Raw genomic sequence first — 17,542 nt, 5'->3', positions numbered from 1 at the left:
TTAATAAGTTTGCATTGATGCTTTACGCTTTTCAAGTTGTTTTAACAGCTCATCGACACACTCGGCAACTGCTGGTTGAAACTCGTCTTTAGAAGATTCGGCAAATAATCTTGGTCCAGGTGCACTTAAACGAATACCTGCTATCATACCTGTTTCATCACTACTTGTATTTTCTGTTTTAAAGAAAACATCTGCACGGTGTACAAATTCAAATCTGTTAAAAATTCTTTCTAATTTATTTTTTGTGTAAGTTTCTAAAGCGTCGCTTTGCGTTACGCCATTGTATTCAAAAATTATCTCGCTCATATTATTTGGTTTTAATTGTTTATGCCTTTGGGCTATGGTTTGCGTTGTCTTCTAAGTGGTCATTGTGTCCACTTCCTTGTGAGTGTAAATTATTTTCCTCGTCATTTAAACGTTTTGTATTTTCATTAGCTGAAACTCTGCCTGGTACATCTAAGTTTTTTCCTGTAAAATCTACAGGCTTTTCTCTATTACTTAATTGTGCATCGTCGCCTTGCTGTGCAGAGCGTTGATTTTCGGTTTTACTTCCTAATGCGTTTAAATCTTCTTTAGTTACGTCTGAGTTGTATAACTCTTTATTATTTGGTTTCATAAGTTTTTGTTTTTTATAAAATTACATACAAACACTATTTTAGGTTAACGCAATACAATTTGATGTGTGCTGAAATGAAGTTTTGCGATAAAAAAACACTCACAACTCAAAAGTATATTCTGAGATTGTGAGTGTATTTATTTACTGAGTTTTTAAGTTATTACAGACTATGCGTTTGCAGATTCTACAATTTCACTTTTGTTACTTAAAATTAATGCTAAATTTCCTAATAACACACCGTAAATTACTTTAGAGCAAACGTCTGCAATGGTATAAACCAATTGTCTTGCCATTACACCATCTTCACTATAAAAATAGCCATCGACACCGGCTAAATAAGGCATTAAATACGCACCTGGATATAAAAACCATGATACTAAAAATAAGACCCAAATGTTATTTAAGATTTTTTGTCCTTTGGTTGGTATTCCTACTTTACCTTCGTTAATTACTTTTTTCATTACCCATAAAATATGGAAGAAAAATAAAGAAGAAACACCACCCCAAATAAAGAAAGCCGGTAAGTTACTAACTTCGTAATATTGCCCAATATAGCCAGTAATAATCATTAAAGCGCCAGAGAACCAAAATTGATTTCGTATCGATGCAAATTTTGAAGTGGTTAAGCATACAACAAATAAAATTTGAAATAATAACATTGGTACATCAATTAACCAATTAAGGTATCGGTAACCATTATTAAATAAATCCCCATCAGGATTTAAAAAATATCTTCCAGCTTCGGCGTCAAATACAAAACTCGTTGTCCAATTATTAGCCTGTGCGTACAATAGTAAAAATGCACTTACCATTACTACAGCAGATAAAATGTTAGACATTTGATATTTTTTGTCTACATTTCTAATGGTTAAAATAAAGTAAAGTAAGCCCGCGAGCATTACTGCGTATCCCAACGTTAAAATGTGAGAGACAAATTGATATGCAATTTCAGAATAGCCTTCTGAAGCACCTATAAAATTTTCGAAATTTGCGTTTCCTAAGTTTTCCATGATTCGTATTATATTATATTTGTTTAATTATTTATTCATAAAATTAAACAAACAAAACGTTGTATTTGTTAATGAAGCGTTAACGAATTGCAGATGAGTTAACTATATTACAAATGAGTTAAACATCTACTTCATATAAAAACTATCTTTGAGAAAGAGATTAAAATTAAACCAACTAATAAATATTTATAAACTATGACAACATTTGATTACATCATACTTGCATTGAAAATTATAGTAGGCGCAAGCATCTTAAATGTTTGGCTTATTCAGCCTAAAAAGAGTACAAAATGGCGAGGTGGAAACGCAGATACTATTATAGAAGAATTTAAAACTTATGGCCTAACCAAAAACATGTGTTATGTGATTGGATTTCTTAAAGTAAGTTTAGCCATTCTACTTTTGTTATCTGTTAAATTTCCAGAATTTACTTTGTTCGCTAGTTTAGGACTTGCAGCATTATTATTGGGCTCAATTGCAATGCATTTAAAAATTAAAGACCCTTTGTACAAGTCGTTTCCGGCTGCATTGTTTTTAGTTTTAAATCTAATTATAGCTTACACCGCTTATTAAAAAGTAAGTCTTTACGGCAATTAATGCATTAATTACTGCAAATATAAATGCAGGCGAAGATTTAAAGAAATTGTCTTTTATTTTAATGCGTACAATAAAACCAGCGAGCATTAATAGAAATAGACCAGCTGAAGCAATAAGTAATAATACATTGCTTTTATAAAGTCCTAATAAAAGACCAACTGCGCCAATAAGTTGAAGTGTACCAGTTAGTTTTCGGTACTTAGGCAAGCCGTAACGCTGAAATTCTGAAATTATAAATTTTGAAAAAAAACAACTAAAACCAAAATACAAAAACGAAATACTGGAAAACCAAACTAAAACCGAAAGTAAATTCATTACAAAGCATTAAATGAAGTATAAAGATAACTATTATAAATGCAATCGTTAAATAGTATTGGTTTGATTCAATAATTAATTAAAACAAAAATAATATGGAACACAACATCACAATAAAAAACATAGAACACGTAAATCACAACGTTTTACGTATTGTTGCAGACAAGCCAAAAGATTATACATTTACGCCAGGACAAGCCACTGAGCTTGCTATTGATAAAGATAATTGGAGAGACGAAAAGCGCCCATTTACCTTTACAAGCTTACCCGAAGATGATGATTTAGAATTCACCATAAAAGTGTATCCGTCTCATGATGGTGTTACCGATAAATTAGAAGATTTAAGAGTAGGAGACAAGGCCATAATCGGAGACGCTTGGGGTGCGATAAATTACAAAGGTGAAGGAACTTTTATTGCTGGTGGCGCAGGTATTACACCATTTTTAGCCATATTAAAGGATTTAAAATACAAAGACCAACTTAAAGGCAATACCTTAATATTTAGTAATAAAACTGAAAAAGATATTATTCTGAAACAAAACCTCGAAGCTTGGCTCGGAGACGATGTTCATTTTGTGTTAACAGAAGAAGACAACACAAAGTATCACAACGGTAAAATTGATGCTCAATATTTACAAGACAAAAAACTAAGAACAAACAAACCTGTTTATGTTTGTGGACCGCCAGCTATGGAAGACGCTATAAAATCCGATTTATATAAACTTGGCGTTTCTAAGGATTTAATTGTGTCAGAAGAATAATTAATTAAAATTAACCAACTATTTTGACGCAAGACATCTTAGAACAAATTAAGCGCGAATTAACTAATGGCCATGCGAAGCGTGGCCATCCTTTTAGGTATTTTACTTTAGCAACTAATAATGGCAAAACATCCCGATTACGAACGGTTGTACTTAGAAAAATGCGCTCAGATTTTACATTAATTGTTTATACTGATTTACGCTCAGAAAAAATAAAACATATTAATAAAAATAGCGCTGTAAATGCATTATTCTACAATCCAAAAAAGCTAACTCAAGTGACAATTGAGGGTCACGCCAAAATCATTACAGATTCTGAAAAACTAAAAGCGTATTGGACCAATATTCCCGAAAAATCTAGAAAAGATTATACAGCAATAAAACCACCAGGAACAGCAATAAAAAATCCTGATAATGTAGAATACAATTTCGATAATCCTAATTTCTGTATCATAGAAATTGTGCCAGAAACTATTGAATATTTACAACTCAAACGACCAAATCATTTACGTGTGCTATTTAAAAAAAATGATGGCGATTTTGATGGTGAGTTTTTGGTGCCTTGATTTATTGAATTTAATACGCTTAATATATTGTGAAGTATTGTTTTAATATTTAGCTATCCGATGGATATTAATACAAAATAATTTGTCCTATAATTTATATTATGTAAAATATAAAAACAACAAGAACCATCACTCTCTCAATAATCCTCTAAGCTCTTCTAATTTTTGTTTTAAGCTGGATTGTACATCTAGAAGCATTCCGTCATAACCATCTGCATATAAAAATTTCATATGAACAACTCTGTTCTTATAATCCGTTGAACCAAAATATTTGTATTCATCAACTGTAAAGTTTGAATTTGGTATAATCAATTTTTCGTACCAGTCATAATTTTCTTTTATATGATTTAAATTACTAATAAGCTCCTTAGTTATAGTATTGTCCATAAGTCTTAAACCAATAATTATTGCGTTATAATCTTCTTCAATTTCAATCAGCTTGTCCGAAAGCTCTGTTTTAGAACTTATAGCTTCGTTTAGTTTGGAGTCCGAAATTGGATTTATAGGCAGCAATTGTATGCTTAATGTCACTAAAAACGGCGCTTCCAGTAATACTTCTAAACGTTCTTTATCAGATTTATCTTTCTTTAAATAGCGGTTATATTTATCGGATTCTACTTCAATAGCTGTTCTTACTTCAGAAATTAATTGTATATCTGACACTAATTTGCTTTCAATTTGTTTTGCTACGGTTAAGGTATCGGCTTCTACCTTCTTGGTTTCGTTATTATTGTTAATAGCTACAGCAATTAAAATACCTAAAACCACTAAAATTATTTCGCCAATAGCGTACAGTAAATAATTTTTTAACCGCTTTGCTTCTACCATTCTAAACCTTTTTTTATTGAAAAATTTCATAATCTCTAATTATTCCTCTGGCGGATGCCCGTGAATTTGCTCAAACACCTCGTCGAAGTTAGCACGTAGATAACTATTCAATTTGGTTTTGTAATCGTCTTTTAACCATTTCAAGAAATTATGCGTGCTTTTACTAATGCATTTAGCATAAACTTCGATACGTTGGTTAATATCATCTTTCAGCAATTTGGCTAAAGCCAAGGCATCATAGACATCCTCGCTATTTTCTATACAGATTTTCGCGTGATGCTCAATAGAACGTTCTAACACTACTTTAGAAGATTCGCCATTAGCCACAGCATCTTTGTATGTTTGTCTAATATCAAAATAGGTGTCTTCAGACTTGTCGAATTCATCTTTAATGTCTTCGTGCAAATCGTGCTTAAAATTGGCTTCGATTTTTTCATCATCCATAATGCGGTCTGCATACCAATTTGGTGATTTAAATATCAATTGCCAATCTAAATCTGCGCCCCAAGGTCCAAAACGATACGCGTTGTTTCCTAAATCGACAACAGTAAATGTCGATTTATTATTTAAAATTCGTGAGCCACGACCAATCATTTGATAATATAGTGTCAAGGATTTTGTTGCTCTGTTTAAAATAATGGTATCAATCGTTGGTTCATCAAAACCGGTTGTTAAGATACTTACCGATGTTAAAATGGCATTTGGTGTTTCGTGAAACCATTTTAATATTTGCTTTCGTTGTTTTTTTGTTGCTGTATTATCCAAGTGCATAATCGGAATTCCCGCTTCTCTAAAGGCATAATACACGTTGATACTTGTGTTAATACCATTATTAAAAATCAGCGTCTTCTTCCCTAGCGAATGTTTTTTGTAAGCATCAATCAGCTTTTGCAACATCGCTGGACTCGAATATAAATCTTCCGAAGATTTTACTGTATAATCACCATTAGAACCAACTTCTAAAGACGTCAGTGCCATATCATACTGATACACTTCTGGACGTGCTAAAAATTCATTTTCTATAAGGTTTTCAATAGTTTCGCCTGTAATTAATTCGTTATAATTATCCTTCATTGGCAAGTCCTTATTAGAACTTAACGGCGTTGCCGTTACACCAAGAATAAAAGACTTTTCGAAGAATTTAAACAGTTTTGTAAACGAGTTATAGTGCGCTTCATCAATAATCACCAAACCAACATCCGAAATATCAAGTTTATCGTCATTTAAGCGGTTGTTCAAAGTTTCAACCATGGCCACAAAACAGCTATAATCGGCTTGGTCGTCAAGATTTGCTTTGCTATCTACCACTTTATTAGTGACACCAAAACTGGTCAGCATTTTCGAGGTTTGCGAACACAATTCAATACGGTGTGTCATCACCAAGACTTTTTTGTCATGATTTTTTAGGTATTGGCGTACGATTTCAGAAAAAATAACCGTTTTTCCACCACCGGTTGGCAGTTGATAAAGTAAATGGTAATCGTCTGGAGCTGTATCAAACTTATCAAAAATTTGCTGAATAGCGCCTTGCTGATAATCGTATAACTCTTTATCGGTTTTCTTTTCTTGTAATGCTGAATTGTTCGTAGCCATAAAATCTCTCTGTTTTTAAAATGCAAAATTACACTTAAAACCGTGATGAACTAAATGGAATTGAAAGAAATTTGGAACGAATTAACGCTCTTTTCGCGTATTGATAAAATATACGCCCAAAAGCAACAAACTACCTGCAATAATTGTTTGTGTGGTAATTGTTTCGTTTAAAAAATACCAACCTAAAATAAGCGCAATTATAGGATTAACATATCCTGAGGTTGCTACTTTTTCTGGCGATACATTTTTTAGCAGAAAGTTAAAAGCAGTAAATGCGGCAATACTTCCAAACAACACCAAGCATAACATAGAAATTTGCGTATCTGTCTGCCACGTATGTGGTAAAGCCCAGCTATCGCCAAAAGCTAAACTAATTACGCCTAATAAAATTCCAGCACTAAGCATTTGGTAACCCGTACTAACAAAAAAGTTTTTTGGCAATTCGGCGTTAGACACAAACACGCTACCTATGCTCCAACTTAGCACACACATAAAAATTATGATAATACCAAGCGTACTGCCTTCTTGAAATTTAATATCGTTCTGACTTACTAAAACATACATACCAATAATGCCTAATGCGATGCCAATTATAGAACGAAGTTTAATCGGTTTTTTATGATATAAACGCATGATAATAAGAATCATCAGCGGATTAATAGAGGCTTCGAGTGCAGCAAAACCACTATCAACAAATTTTAAGGCGTATACAAATGCTCCGTTTCCAACAACCAAAAATAAAATACTTGCGATGATGGTGTTTTTTAGCTGTAATTTTGAAATCAGTAATGGCTTCTTTAAAAATTTAGCAATAATTAAAACGATACTTCCTGCTGTTAAAAACCGAATAGAAGCTAGCATAAATGCTGGTAATTCGGTGACAGCAATTTTATTCCATAAATACGTCGAACCCCAAAACACGTAGGTCGAAAAAAATGCTAAAACGATAAGTATGGTACTTTTACGCATCCTAAATATTAATCGCGCAAAAATAAACTTTAGCAAACAGATGTTTGCGGTTTAATGAAATGATTAACATTTTATAGAGATTCTGTAAAAACAGGAGTTAAAAATGTTGAATAACTCTTAATAAATCCTTCGTGCATTCACTTTTAAAATCTATTAATTTATTTACTTTGGAAGCTCAAAAAAATTGAACAAATAGTGAAAGTCTGTATAGCTGAAAAGCCGAGTGTTGCTCGAGAAATTGCTGCTGTTCTTGGTGCTTCTACCAAGCGCGATGGGTATTTTGAAGGTAACGGTTATGCCGTAACTTACACGTTTGGGCACTTGTGCACACTCAAAGAACCTGCAGATTACAAACCCTATTGGAAAAGTTGGGATTTAAACAATCTCCCGATGCTTCCCGAAAAATTTGAAATTAAAGTTTCTAATAACGATGGCATCAAAAAGCAATTCAAAATTGTAAAAAGCTTGTTTGATAAGGCCGAAGTCGTTATTAATTGCGGTGATGCTGGTCAAGAAGGAGAATTGATTCAACGCTGGGTTCTAAATGAAGCCAATTATAAAGGGAAAGTACAGCGTTTATGGATTTCGTCTTTAACGACAGAAGCTATTAAAGAAGGTTTTCAGAATTTAAAACCGTCTGAAGATTATGATAACTTGTATTATGCTGGGTTTTCGCGCTCTATTGGCGATTGGTTACTAGGCATTAACGCAACCAGATTATACACTGTAAAACATGGTGGTTACAAACAAGTTTTATCTGTTGGTCGTGTACAAACACCGACTTTGGCAATGCTAGTTAACCGTTTCAAAGAAATTGAAAATTTTAAGCCTCAACCCTATTGGGAATTACAAACCACATACAGAGATACGGTTTTTAACTACGAAGAAGGGCGTTTTCTAAAAATGGAAGATGGCGAAATTTTAGCCAAAAAAGTAAAAGAATGCGAATTTGAAATCGTTTCCATAACAAAGAAAAAAGGAACGGAATACGCGCCCAAACTTTTTGATTTAACCGGTTTGCAGGTGTATTGTAATACCAAATTTGGGATGTCTGCTGATGATACTTTAAAAGCTGCACAGCGTTTGTATGAGCAAAAAGCAATTTCTTATCCTAGAGTTGATACCACTTTTTTACCAGATGATGTTTACCCAAAAGTTAAAAGCATTTTAAGCAAGCTAACTGACTATTCTGAGTTGACATCTCCTCTACTCGATAAAAAAATTAAAAAATCAGCTAAGGTTTTTAATGACAGAAAGGTTACAGATCACCATGCCATCATTCCTACAGGCATGCAAATAAGCATGCAACACGGTGATCAAAAAGTTTATAATGCCGTTGTTAAACGCTTTATTTCAGTTTTTTATGACGATTGTAAAGTCTCTAACACAGTGGTTATTGGCAAAGCTGCTGATGTAAATTTTAAAACTACTGGAAAAGAAATATTATCACCAGGTTGGCGTGTGGTTTTTGGTTCAGGTACATCAAAAACTGAAAATTTACTCCCAACGTTTACTAAAGGCGAAAAAGGTCCGCATAAACCCTCATTTTTAGAAAAACAGACCAAACCGCCAAATCAGTTTACAGAAGCTTCGCTCCTTCGCGCTATGGAAACTGCCGGCAAACAGGTAGATGATGAGGAGCTTAGAGATATCATGAAAGAAAATGGTATTGGTAGACCTTCAACTCGTGCCAATATAATTGAAACGCTTTTTAGAAGAAAATATATTAAGCGGAATAAAAAGCAGATTCTACCTACCGTTACGGGTATTCAGCTTATAGATACCATTCAGAATGAATTATTGAAATCTGCTGAACTCACGGGAACATGGGAAAAGCAATTGAAAGATATTGAAAAGGGTGAATATTCTGCTGCTGCATTTATAGCCAGCATGAAACGCATGGTTGATGCTTTAGTTTACGAAGTTAGAACTGAGAAAGTAACTTCTCGTATTTCAGCAGTAAATAACAAACCAGCAGGAAAATCTAAAACGCAAACAAAACTAAAATCTAGTAAAACGATTGTTGGCACTGCTTGTCCTAAATGTAAAAATGGGCAATTGGTAAAAGGAAAAAGTGCTTATGGATGTCATCTTTACGGAACGTCTTGTGATTTTACATTACCTTTTAAATTTGAGAACAAAAAAATATCTGAAAATCAATTACTCAGGCTTTTAAGTAAAGGTTCAACTGTAAACCTTAAGGGCTTTAAAATCAACAAACAAACTATCGAAGGTTTATTGCGATTTGATGAAAATTTCAAACTGAAATTAGAGCCAAAAAAAAGTGTTATGATAAATAAAACAAACGAAAACAATCCTTGTCCAAAATGTAAAAAAGGAACTATTATAAAAGGAAAAACTGCTTATGGTTGTTCGGATTATAAACTGGGTTGTGATTTTAGATACCCTTTTGATTTGCTTTTTGAGAAGGCGAAAGGTCAGAAATTGACTAAAGAATTAGCTTATAAAATTATGGGACAATAATGTATAAAAAAAGCTAGCATTATGCTAGCTTTTTTTTGTTTTAATATGTGTGATTTAAATTCGTTTTACTTTAACTGCATTCATACCACGTTGACCTTTTTCAAGCTCAAATTGTACTTTATCATTTTCAGCGATTTCATCGATTAAGCCACTGACGTGACAAAAATATTTCTCATTATTTTCATTATCGATAATAAAACCAAAACCTTTTGAAGAGTCATAAAAGTTGACTTTTCCTTGACGAATTGGGTCAAACTCTTCTTTTTCGCCAGGTAATGTTTTTGGGATGCTTACTTCTATATTTTCAGCTTCAACCTCAATCTTATTATTTGGGTCTGGCGGAGTATCTGTTAAATTTCCATTAAAATCAACATAGGCAATTGGTATTCCATCAGATCCGCCGTTGGCTTCTTTTTCAGCTTTGCGAGCTTCCATTTTTTTACGTTTATCTTCTCGCTTTTTTAAACGTTTTTTTTCTTTTTCACTCTTACTGAATGTCTGTTGCGATCTTGCCATGTACTATTTTAGTGGGTTTTTAAATTTTTGTAAATATACGTTTAATACTCGAGAAACCCTTGTAAAATCGGATTTACTTCATTTTAGTAATCTGTGTAACCTTCAGCTCCAGGCGTGTAAAACAAATCTTGATTAGGTTCTTTCAATTCGATGTTATTCTTAAATTTTTGGATTAAATCTGGATTTGAGATAAAAGGCCTACCTACATAAGCTAAATCATAACCATTTTTAATTACTTGTTCTGCATCATCTTTTGATTTTACATCGCCGCCAGTAATTATTGTACCATTAAAATTAAGTTTAATCGTATTTTTTATATCAGTTTTAAAGTCTGGTGCGCCCATAGTTCCTGAATGATCAGCAATATGAATGTAAACTAAACCTATTTTTCTAAGCTCTTGAGCTAAATACGAATACATATCAACTAAATCATCGTAATCGTGTTTTACATCATTCATAGCTCCATATGGCGAAAGTCTAATTCCTACTTTATCTGCACCTATAGCTGCAGCCGTTTTTTTGGCTGTTTCGATTACAAAACGGGCACGATTTTTAAAATCTCCACCATATTCGTCAGTACGTAAATTAGAACCAGGATTTAAAAATTGGTCTAACAAATAACCATTTGCGGCATGTAACTCTACGCCATCAATTCCTGCATTAATTAATTTTTGAGCACTATCAACAAATTCTTGCTGTGTTTGTTCTATTTGTTCAGGCAATATTTTTTTTGGTGTTGCGTGTTCAACATTACCTTTCGAATCTGTATACATTTCTCCAGCGGCTTTAATAGCACTTGGTGCCACTACAGTTCCACCTTCTGGGACATTTTCTGATGCGCTAATTCGTCCACTATGCATCAATTGTACAAATATTTTACCATCTTTTTTGTGAACTTCATCTGCTATTAATTTCCAGCCTTCTATTTGTGCTGGGCTAAAAGCACCAGGAATTCTAGCATAACCTAATCCATTTATTGATGGTGATGTACCTTCTGAAATAATTAAACCTGCTGACGCACGTTGACCATAATATTTGGCCATTAAATCGTTTGGTATATTATCTATAGCACGGCAACGTGTCATTGGTGCCATGACTATTTTATTGTTTAATTGAATGTTTCCTAATTGATAAGAATCAAATATGCTCATATTTTATTTTTTTTGTTTTGGTTCTACAATACCTAGCGGTTGTAATCTAGGCTTAATTTTTCTGTAACGGTCGTACTGAATTTGAGTAAGTACATTTCGCATTTCTAAAGTTTCGGCCTTACGCAACTCATTAATTAAATCTAGTTTTTCTTTACCTGAAAAATTTCTATGAATTTTTTCTTCACGAATTAAAAACTCTTCAGCTTTTTTTTGAAATAAGGTAAATTGCTTTCCGTCTAAATTTAATTCGTCATCGTAAGCTCTAGTAAGCTCCATGGCAATTTTTTCTAGCTTATCGTTGTCCTTTTGAAGTAAAGGGTCTTGCGCGTATCCTGTGGCTACCAAAAAGACCGTAATGAGTGTAGTTAAAAATGTTTTCATAATTTTTATGGTTGTATTTTTATTTTTGAACTGGCATTAAAATATTTTCAATACCATGAACAATTCCGTTTGATGATTTCATATCAGCTTCAACAATTTTTACTTGATTTGCATTTTCGTCAGTAATTAATAAATCACCGTTATTGTTAGATATTGACAAAAATCCACCATTTAAAGTCTCTACCCTGTAAGGTGTGCCTTGAGCTTCTATTGTTGTCTTTAAAAATTCAGCGTCGAATGTTCCTTTAACGATATGGTAAGTTAAAATCCCTTGCAATTGTTCTAAATTTGAAGGATTACGTAAACTTGTATAGGTATCTTCTGGCAAACGCTCAACCGCAGCATTAGTTGGTGCAAAAAACGTTACGTCATCTAATGATTTTACATCATCAATAAGTTGTGCTTGATTTACAAGCTTTAATAAACTGTTGTAATTAGGGTCACGTTCTAACGTTGAAAATACTGTGCGAACGTCTTCTAAATCCACATCTGGACTTATCTGTTGTGTTTCTTCTTCAACATACGGTTGTTGGTCTTTTGTTTTTGGAGAATTATTACATGCAAATGCACATAAAATGATAAATGATAGTATTAGCTTTTTCATAAGATTTTAATTTTTCTACAAGTAATAACTTTTACCAGTAATAGCTTAACGCCAAAAATTATAATCTTAACTTAAATGCTTAATCGTTTAATAATTTGCTAGAATCATTAGATTTTTCAATTTTTTGCCATAAATAATCGGACGTTAATTTGAAACTTCCTAAATATTCGAAATTGCAAGTATCAGGATTTATGATTGAGAGAAAAGGTTCGTTTTTATCATTGTTATATAAATGATATATTTCACCAATAATAGGTTCAAAAGAAAATTTCGAAGCCGTTATTAACTCATTATATTCAAGCACTTGCATTAACTCTTCATATTCCTTTTTAAGCGCCTCATATTTTGTTTTAAGATGCTTGTTTGCTTTGTATATTTGAGAGTTTTTCCAACTACCGTTATTAGGCGCTTTTATCTGTGGTGCACTAAAACTTGTGGCATACGGTAAAAATGCAGCATTATATTGTTGCTTTTCTTCATCAAATACAACCATATCTGGTTTTTTATCTGCCATGTTTTGTTTAGCTTTTAATTAAAAAATCTCTACAAAAATACATAATTTAGCATTCATAAAACTTAATAAATTCCCAATTATGGAAGCAAAAAACGTTTACGGAAAACCATTGATATCATGTTGTACAAATCCTATGACTGGATATATGCGAGACGGATTTTGCAAAACACTAATGCAAGATACTGGTACACATGTCGTTTGTGCAATTGTTGATGATGCATTTTTAAAATTTTCTCTTTCAAAAGGAAATGATTTAATAACACCAATTCCTCAGTGGCAATTTCCAGGTTTAAAATCTGGTGATAAATGGTGTTTGTGTATTTCGCGCTGGCTGGAAGCTAAAAAAGCAGGAGTAGCTCCCAAAATAGATTTAAACGCTACTAATAAAAAAGCTTTAGAATTTACAAGCTTCGATATTTTAGAACAATATGCTATCTAAATATATTCTGAGGCAATATTTTCGACAACCAATCCATCTTCTAAAGCCATTATTAAACCATTTGCCGCAGATTCTCCAGAAATCATAGCTGCATTTAAAGAACCATTTAGCAAATAATCACCAGCCAAAAAGATTGTTGGTTTTATTTGTGTTTCTGTCGGAGACATATCGTATTGTAAATTTTGAAGTTTCGGCAATGCTTGATTAATATGGTACGTTTTTAAATGTCTTTGCACATTAATCTTACAATAGTTTTGTAACTCCTGCTCTACTTGCCTTACGATTTCATCTTCAGATAAATTGGTGTGTTTAACAACTGTAACAGAAAGCAACTCATTATTCCCTTTACTTTTTGTTTTTAAAGAATTATGAAAAAAGAAATTATTTATAAGTGCATCTTTGTCTGCTACCAAACCAATGATGGGTTTTGAAACAGTACGTTTATTAGTCTCAAAATAAAGATTGTAGCACGATTTCCATTCTTGTTCCTGATTTTTTAAATTTGAAATCAACTTACTTGCACCAGAAGTAATTATTGTGAAATGGGTATCTATCTTTTTACAATTAGCCAATTCTATATATTCATCTTTAACGGCTTTAACTTCTGTGTCAAATATAAATTTTGTTGAAGTCAAACTGCTTTTTAGTTGTTGCGGAATTGCACCAATTCCGCCTTTTGGTAATGTTGCCAAACCTTCACCAAACATTTTGTAAACAAACTCAAACATTCGCGATGATGTTTCAAGGTTTGGTTCTAAGAAAATACCAGAAAAAAAAGGTTTAAAAAACTTTGAAATAATAGCTTCTGAAAATCCTTTATCTCTTAAATACTCTAAGGTTGTAACGGACTTACTTTCAAAAATAGCCTCAAGTGTTTTGTTTTTTAAGGCTGTATTCAATTTTAAGATTTTCAGCTTATCTGAAATACTACCAACAGATGCCAATAAAGTTGGAAACAACAAACTTAGATTACGAAGTGGGTCACCAATGGTTTGCGACTTTCCATTAAAAAATATTGTTGCACCAGGCAAAAACTCTTGCAAATCTAAAGCTTGAAAATCCAAGTATTCTATAGCCTTGGGATAGGCATTTAATAGCACCTGAAAACCATGGTCTAACTGATAACCCTCAAATATATCTGTCTTAATACGACCTCCAACCTCTGAAGTCGATTCTATAACAGTTGGTTTATAGCCTTTTTTTTCTAAAACTTTTGCTGCAATTAATCCACTAATTCCTGCTCCAACAATATGTATTTTATAGTCTTCTCGTTTCATTTAAAAGCAACCTATTTAGGGTCTAAAATATTTTCAATTCTAGCAAGAGCATCTTTATAATGATATTTAGTTTCAATATTAACCGCTGAATTCGAAGCAGATTTTAATTGGTTTTTTAAGACATTAAGCTCGCCTCTAACCAATGCTCTTACATCGGATTGATTAACATTATAATACTTACGAGAACGTGCACGATTCATATTTTCGGTCATCAAATTTTCTAATTGCTCAATATGAGCTCGCTGTAGGTTTCGTCTGTAAACACTAACATTTTGGCCTAAATTTGCTTCAGACCAAATGCCTTTTCTAAGGTCTCTCATCATTTCTATAGCTGAATAATTATTTGCATCTAAGGCATTGTAGTCTATTAATCTGCCAATGGTTTCAAAACTTAAAATTCGGTTAAGATGTCTTGTTTGTAAACCTCTTAATCGTTCTGTGTAACCCGCATAATCTATTTTATTTAAAATATCTTTATCTACCAACCAAGTTGGAGTAGCAAATGCATTTTTGTGGAGCCATTGCATTGCCGCTTTTTGTTGTGATTTTGACACCATTGAATAAACATCACCGTCTTGTGATGGATTTTTTGTGTTCTCATAAACACCGCCAATATGAGTTGTTACATGACCAATGTAACGATTCCATACACCTAGCATTTCTCCATATAATTCAGCCAAATCGTCATAATGATTAGTTTGATTGCTTGTCCAGTTTGGTAAATTTTCTGCAACTATTTTTAGATTTTTTAATCCGTAAGTACTTGCTTTCATACTATTATTGCCAATATCTTCGGTTTGAGACCTTGGGTCAAAACGGCTACCTTGACTCCCAAACATATATTTTGGGTCACCAGCTTTTGCAGTAACCATTTTGTCTAACATTTCAACTTCATCATCAGCCGAATTTGCTTCTGGATAATAACGGTAGCCAAAATTAATAGCATAGTCATCGTAAGGACCTAATTGTCTTATAAATCTAATGTTTTGGTCACCAGGCTGTGCAATGTAATTATAGCGTGCATAGTCCATTATGGTAGCTGCTATTCCGTTTTTTTGAGTAAAAGCACCATCTCTATAATTTTCCACATCATAAGCATAACTTGCTGCCATGTTGTGTGGTAAACCTAAGGTATGCCCTACTTCGTGGGCAATAACCATCTTCATCATTTCTCCAATATCTTCTGCTGGTGTATCTAAGGTTCTTGCAGATGGATTTGCCGCACCAGTTTCTAACAAATACCTATTTCTATAAGAACGTAAATGGTTATGATACCAAATAATATCACTCTCTATAATTTCGCCAGTTCTTGGGTCAGAAACACTTGGTCCAGTAGCATTACGAGTAGTACTTGCTACATATCTAATTACAGAATAACGAATATCCTCTGGACTAAAATCTGGGTCTTCTTCCTTAGTTGGTGGGTCTTTTGCTATGATAGCATTTTTAAAACCTGCGGCTTCAAATGCTTTTTGCCAAAGCTCTACACCTTCTTTCATATAAGAACGGAATTTTTCTGGAGTTGCTGGATCAAGATAATATACAATTGGCTTTACAGGTTCTACCAATTCGCCACGTTTATAGGCTTCAATATCTTTTGGTACTAATCGCCAACGACGTATATAAGTTTTACGGTCTGCTTTAAGTTTCTCGCTGCTGTAATCGTAATTACTTAATGTAAACCAACCAACACGCTCATCAAAATATCTCGGTTGCATTTTATCTTTAGGTAGTAAAATCATCGATTGATTCATTTGCACACTAATAGTTTGGTCACCTGTGTTTACTGGAGGATTTGTAGCATTATAGGTAAAATCTTGAACAACTTCTATGTTTTCTGGAAAGCTTTTCATGCTATTTATAAAGCTTCTAGACTTATCAAGATTTCTAACTTTATATTGTGTGCGTAATCTTGAAGAAAGTCCGCTTAACGCTTTTACATCAGTTCCGTAAAATTCAGTAACATCAACAACTACTGCAGAAGAATCTTTTGAAAATGCTTGAATATCAAAAGCAAACAATGTTGGCTCATAATTATTGTTCTGCACTGAGATATTTATAGGTAAACTATCTTCTGCAACTGCGCTGTAAGACTTCTCTTTTATTAAAATTTTATTTTTAAAACGTTCCCAACGTACCAAACGCGTATTGGTTTTAGAGCCCGCATTAACGTAACCACCGCCTAAATTACTTGGTAGTTTTGCAAAACGGCTAACTAATAACATATTTGTATCGAGATACTCGTTTGGTATTTCGAAAAAATACTTTTCACCAACCAAATGCACTTTAAAAAGACCATTATCGGTAACAGCATCTTTAGTAATAACTTTGTCATAATCCTTAATTTTACCCTTCTTTTTTGAAGGTGGTGTAGCTGTTTTTTCTGTTTTATCTTCTTTTTTGTTTTTCTTTCTTCTAGATTGGGCATCAGAAAGATTGAAGATTAATAACGCACACAAACAAGCAATAACGGTTAGCGGTTTTTTAAATAAAATCATAAGAAATTAAGTGTAAATCGGTTTGTAAAATGTAAAGATATAGAATAGATTTTAAGTTTTTATGCTTTTCTTAAAAGCTGTTAAAAAGACCAAAAAATCTTTAATTCTAAACTATTTTTGCCAACGAAAAATAATAGATATGAAACCACTTTTTAGAATCATTGCTTTATTAGAAGGCGTCTCTTATATTTTACTACTTTTTTTAGCAACACCAATAAAATATTTTGCACAAGACCCGCAATATGTAAAATTATTAGGAATGCCTCATGGTATTTTATTTATGGCTTACGTTGTTTTGGCGCTTTGGTTAAAACCAGAATACAAATGGAATCAACGTACGACGATTATAGTACTAATTGCTTCTATAATACCTTTTGGGACATTTTATGTTGAAAAGAAATTTTTAAAAGGCAAATAATTAAA

20 protein-coding genes are annotated in these 17,542 nt (G+C 32.9%); 6 read left to right on the top strand and 14 right to left on the bottom strand.

What is annotated here, in order from left to right; all coding sequences use genetic code 11:
* The 3 genes from ACFQ1Q_RS01090 to ACFQ1Q_RS01080 all read right to left on the bottom strand — a co-directional run bounded on the left by ACFQ1Q_RS01090 (nucleotide 1) and on the right by ACFQ1Q_RS01080 (nucleotide 1,626).
* Nucleotides 1-306 carry an HPF/RaiA family ribosome-associated protein gene (locus tag ACFQ1Q_RS01090; RefSeq protein WP_386127090.1) on the bottom strand — a complete coding sequence of 102 codons (306 nt, stop codon included), beginning with the start codon at nucleotides 304-306 and terminating at the stop codon, nucleotides 1-3.
* 19 nt (nucleotides 307-325) lie between these two features.
* Nucleotides 326-616: a hypothetical protein gene (locus ACFQ1Q_RS01085; protein WP_386127088.1), complete on the bottom strand. Its 291-nt coding sequence runs from the start codon at nucleotides 614-616 to the stop codon at nucleotides 326-328.
* 167 nt (nucleotides 617-783) lie between these two features.
* The gene (locus tag ACFQ1Q_RS01080; RefSeq protein WP_386127086.1) at nucleotides 784-1,626 is read right to left on the bottom strand and encodes a bacteriorhodopsin; all 843 of its coding nucleotides are present in this window, start codon (nucleotides 1,624-1,626) and stop codon (nucleotides 784-786) included.
* Between the two features lie 195 nt (nucleotides 1,627-1,821).
* Here ACFQ1Q_RS01080 and ACFQ1Q_RS01075 point away from each other — a divergent pair, with 195 nt between their 5' ends.
* A complete protein-coding gene (locus ACFQ1Q_RS01075) occupies nucleotides 1,822-2,199 on the top strand; it encodes a DoxX family protein (protein WP_386127084.1) in 378 nt (125 codons plus the stop codon).
* Here the strand turns inward: ACFQ1Q_RS01075 and ACFQ1Q_RS01070 are convergent.
* Nucleotides 2,173-2,538 carry a DoxX family protein gene (locus tag ACFQ1Q_RS01070; RefSeq protein ID WP_386127082.1) on the bottom strand — a complete coding sequence of 122 codons (366 nt, stop codon included), beginning with the start codon at nucleotides 2,536-2,538 and terminating at the stop codon, nucleotides 2,173-2,175. The genes ACFQ1Q_RS01075 and ACFQ1Q_RS01070 overlap by 27 nt on opposite strands.
* A 95-nt stretch (nucleotides 2,539-2,633) precedes the next feature.
* Between ACFQ1Q_RS01070 and ACFQ1Q_RS01065 the strand changes: the two genes are divergently transcribed.
* Complete coding sequence (locus tag ACFQ1Q_RS01065) at nucleotides 2,634-3,299, top strand: flavodoxin reductase (RefSeq protein WP_386127080.1); 666 nt, start codon at nucleotides 2,634-2,636, stop codon at nucleotides 3,297-3,299.
* A gap of 23 nt (nucleotides 3,300-3,322) precedes the next feature.
* On the top strand, nucleotides 3,323-3,865 hold the full coding sequence (locus ACFQ1Q_RS01060; RefSeq protein ID WP_386127078.1) for a pyridoxamine 5'-phosphate oxidase family protein: 543 nt from the start codon (nucleotides 3,323-3,325) through the stop codon (nucleotides 3,863-3,865).
* A 129-nt stretch (nucleotides 3,866-3,994) separates the two neighbouring features.
* Here the strand turns inward: ACFQ1Q_RS01060 and ACFQ1Q_RS01055 are convergent, their stop codons facing one another.
* From ACFQ1Q_RS01055 to ACFQ1Q_RS01045, 3 genes are all read right to left on the bottom strand, one after another.
* Nucleotides 3,995-4,693, bottom strand: a complete 699-nt coding sequence (locus ACFQ1Q_RS01055; protein WP_386127076.1) for a DUF6090 family protein — start codon at nucleotides 4,691-4,693, stop codon at nucleotides 3,995-3,997.
* A gap of 39 nt (nucleotides 4,694-4,732) precedes the next feature.
* Nucleotides 4,733-6,286: a DEAD/DEAH box helicase gene (locus ACFQ1Q_RS01050; RefSeq protein ID WP_386127074.1), complete on the bottom strand. Its 1,554-nt coding sequence runs from the start codon at nucleotides 6,284-6,286 to the stop codon at nucleotides 4,733-4,735.
* An 81-nt stretch (nucleotides 6,287-6,367) separates the two neighbouring features.
* Nucleotides 6,368-7,255 (bottom strand): EamA family transporter, encoded by an 888-nt coding sequence (locus tag ACFQ1Q_RS01045; protein WP_386127072.1) that lies wholly within the window; start codon nucleotides 7,253-7,255, stop codon nucleotides 6,368-6,370.
* A gap of 195 nt (nucleotides 7,256-7,450) precedes the next feature.
* On the opposite strand from ACFQ1Q_RS01045, the gene ACFQ1Q_RS01040 reads away from it, so the two are divergent.
* Nucleotides 7,451-9,739: a type IA DNA topoisomerase gene (locus ACFQ1Q_RS01040; protein ID WP_386127070.1), complete on the top strand. Its 2,289-nt coding sequence runs from the start codon at nucleotides 7,451-7,453 to the stop codon at nucleotides 9,737-9,739.
* A 54-nt stretch (nucleotides 9,740-9,793) separates the two neighbouring features.
* Here ACFQ1Q_RS01040 and ACFQ1Q_RS01035 read toward each other — a convergent pair whose 3' ends face one another.
* From ACFQ1Q_RS01035 to ACFQ1Q_RS01015, 5 genes are all read right to left on the bottom strand, one after another.
* Nucleotides 9,794-10,255 carry a cold-shock protein gene (locus ACFQ1Q_RS01035; protein ID WP_386127068.1) on the bottom strand — a complete coding sequence of 154 codons (462 nt, stop codon included), beginning with the start codon at nucleotides 10,253-10,255 and terminating at the stop codon, nucleotides 9,794-9,796.
* Between the two features lie 83 nt (nucleotides 10,256-10,338).
* Complete coding sequence (locus tag ACFQ1Q_RS01030; protein WP_386127066.1) at nucleotides 10,339-11,406, bottom strand: alkene reductase; 1,068 nt, start codon at nucleotides 11,404-11,406, stop codon at nucleotides 10,339-10,341.
* 3 nt (nucleotides 11,407-11,409) lie between these two features.
* Complete coding sequence (locus ACFQ1Q_RS01025) at nucleotides 11,410-11,787, bottom strand: hypothetical protein (protein WP_386127064.1); 378 nt, start codon at nucleotides 11,785-11,787, stop codon at nucleotides 11,410-11,412.
* A gap of 19 nt (nucleotides 11,788-11,806) precedes the next feature.
* Nucleotides 11,807-12,391, bottom strand: coding sequence for a fasciclin domain-containing protein (locus ACFQ1Q_RS01020; protein WP_386127062.1), 585 nt, complete (start codon nucleotides 12,389-12,391; stop codon nucleotides 11,807-11,809).
* Between the two features lie 79 nt (nucleotides 12,392-12,470).
* Nucleotides 12,471-12,905: a DUF2452 domain-containing protein gene (locus tag ACFQ1Q_RS01015; RefSeq protein WP_386127060.1), complete on the bottom strand. Its 435-nt coding sequence runs from the start codon at nucleotides 12,903-12,905 to the stop codon at nucleotides 12,471-12,473.
* Nucleotides 12,906-12,984: 79 nt separating this feature from the next.
* Between ACFQ1Q_RS01015 and ACFQ1Q_RS01010 the strand changes: the two genes are divergently transcribed.
* The gene (locus ACFQ1Q_RS01010; RefSeq protein WP_386127058.1) at nucleotides 12,985-13,344 is read left to right on the top strand and encodes a DUF2237 family protein; all 360 of its coding nucleotides are present in this window, start codon (nucleotides 12,985-12,987) and stop codon (nucleotides 13,342-13,344) included.
* Here the strand turns inward: ACFQ1Q_RS01010 and ACFQ1Q_RS01005 are convergent.
* Nucleotides 13,341-14,621: an FAD-dependent oxidoreductase gene (locus tag ACFQ1Q_RS01005; RefSeq protein ID WP_386127056.1), complete on the bottom strand. Its 1,281-nt coding sequence runs from the start codon at nucleotides 14,619-14,621 to the stop codon at nucleotides 13,341-13,343. The two genes, ACFQ1Q_RS01010 and ACFQ1Q_RS01005, sit on opposite strands and share 4 nt — an antisense overlap.
* A gap of 11 nt (nucleotides 14,622-14,632) precedes the next feature.
* Nucleotides 14,633-17,119, bottom strand: a complete 2,487-nt coding sequence (locus ACFQ1Q_RS01000; RefSeq protein ID WP_386127054.1) for a zinc-dependent metalloprotease — start codon at nucleotides 17,117-17,119, stop codon at nucleotides 14,633-14,635.
* 139 nt (nucleotides 17,120-17,258) lie between these two features.
* Here ACFQ1Q_RS01000 and ACFQ1Q_RS00995 point away from each other — a divergent pair, with 139 nt between their 5' ends.
* On the top strand, nucleotides 17,259-17,537 hold the full coding sequence (locus ACFQ1Q_RS00995) for a DUF3817 domain-containing protein (protein WP_386127052.1): 279 nt from the start codon (nucleotides 17,259-17,261) through the stop codon (nucleotides 17,535-17,537).
* Nucleotides 17,538-17,542: the final 5 nt, after the last annotated feature.

It is taken from the genome of Winogradskyella litorisediminis (assembly GCF_042675765.1).
Lineage (GTDB): Bacteria > Bacteroidota > Bacteroidia > Flavobacteriales > Flavobacteriaceae > Winogradskyella > Winogradskyella litorisediminis.
Note: the sequence above shows the minus strand (reverse complement) of the source record. Positions and strands in the feature narration are given on the sequence as shown.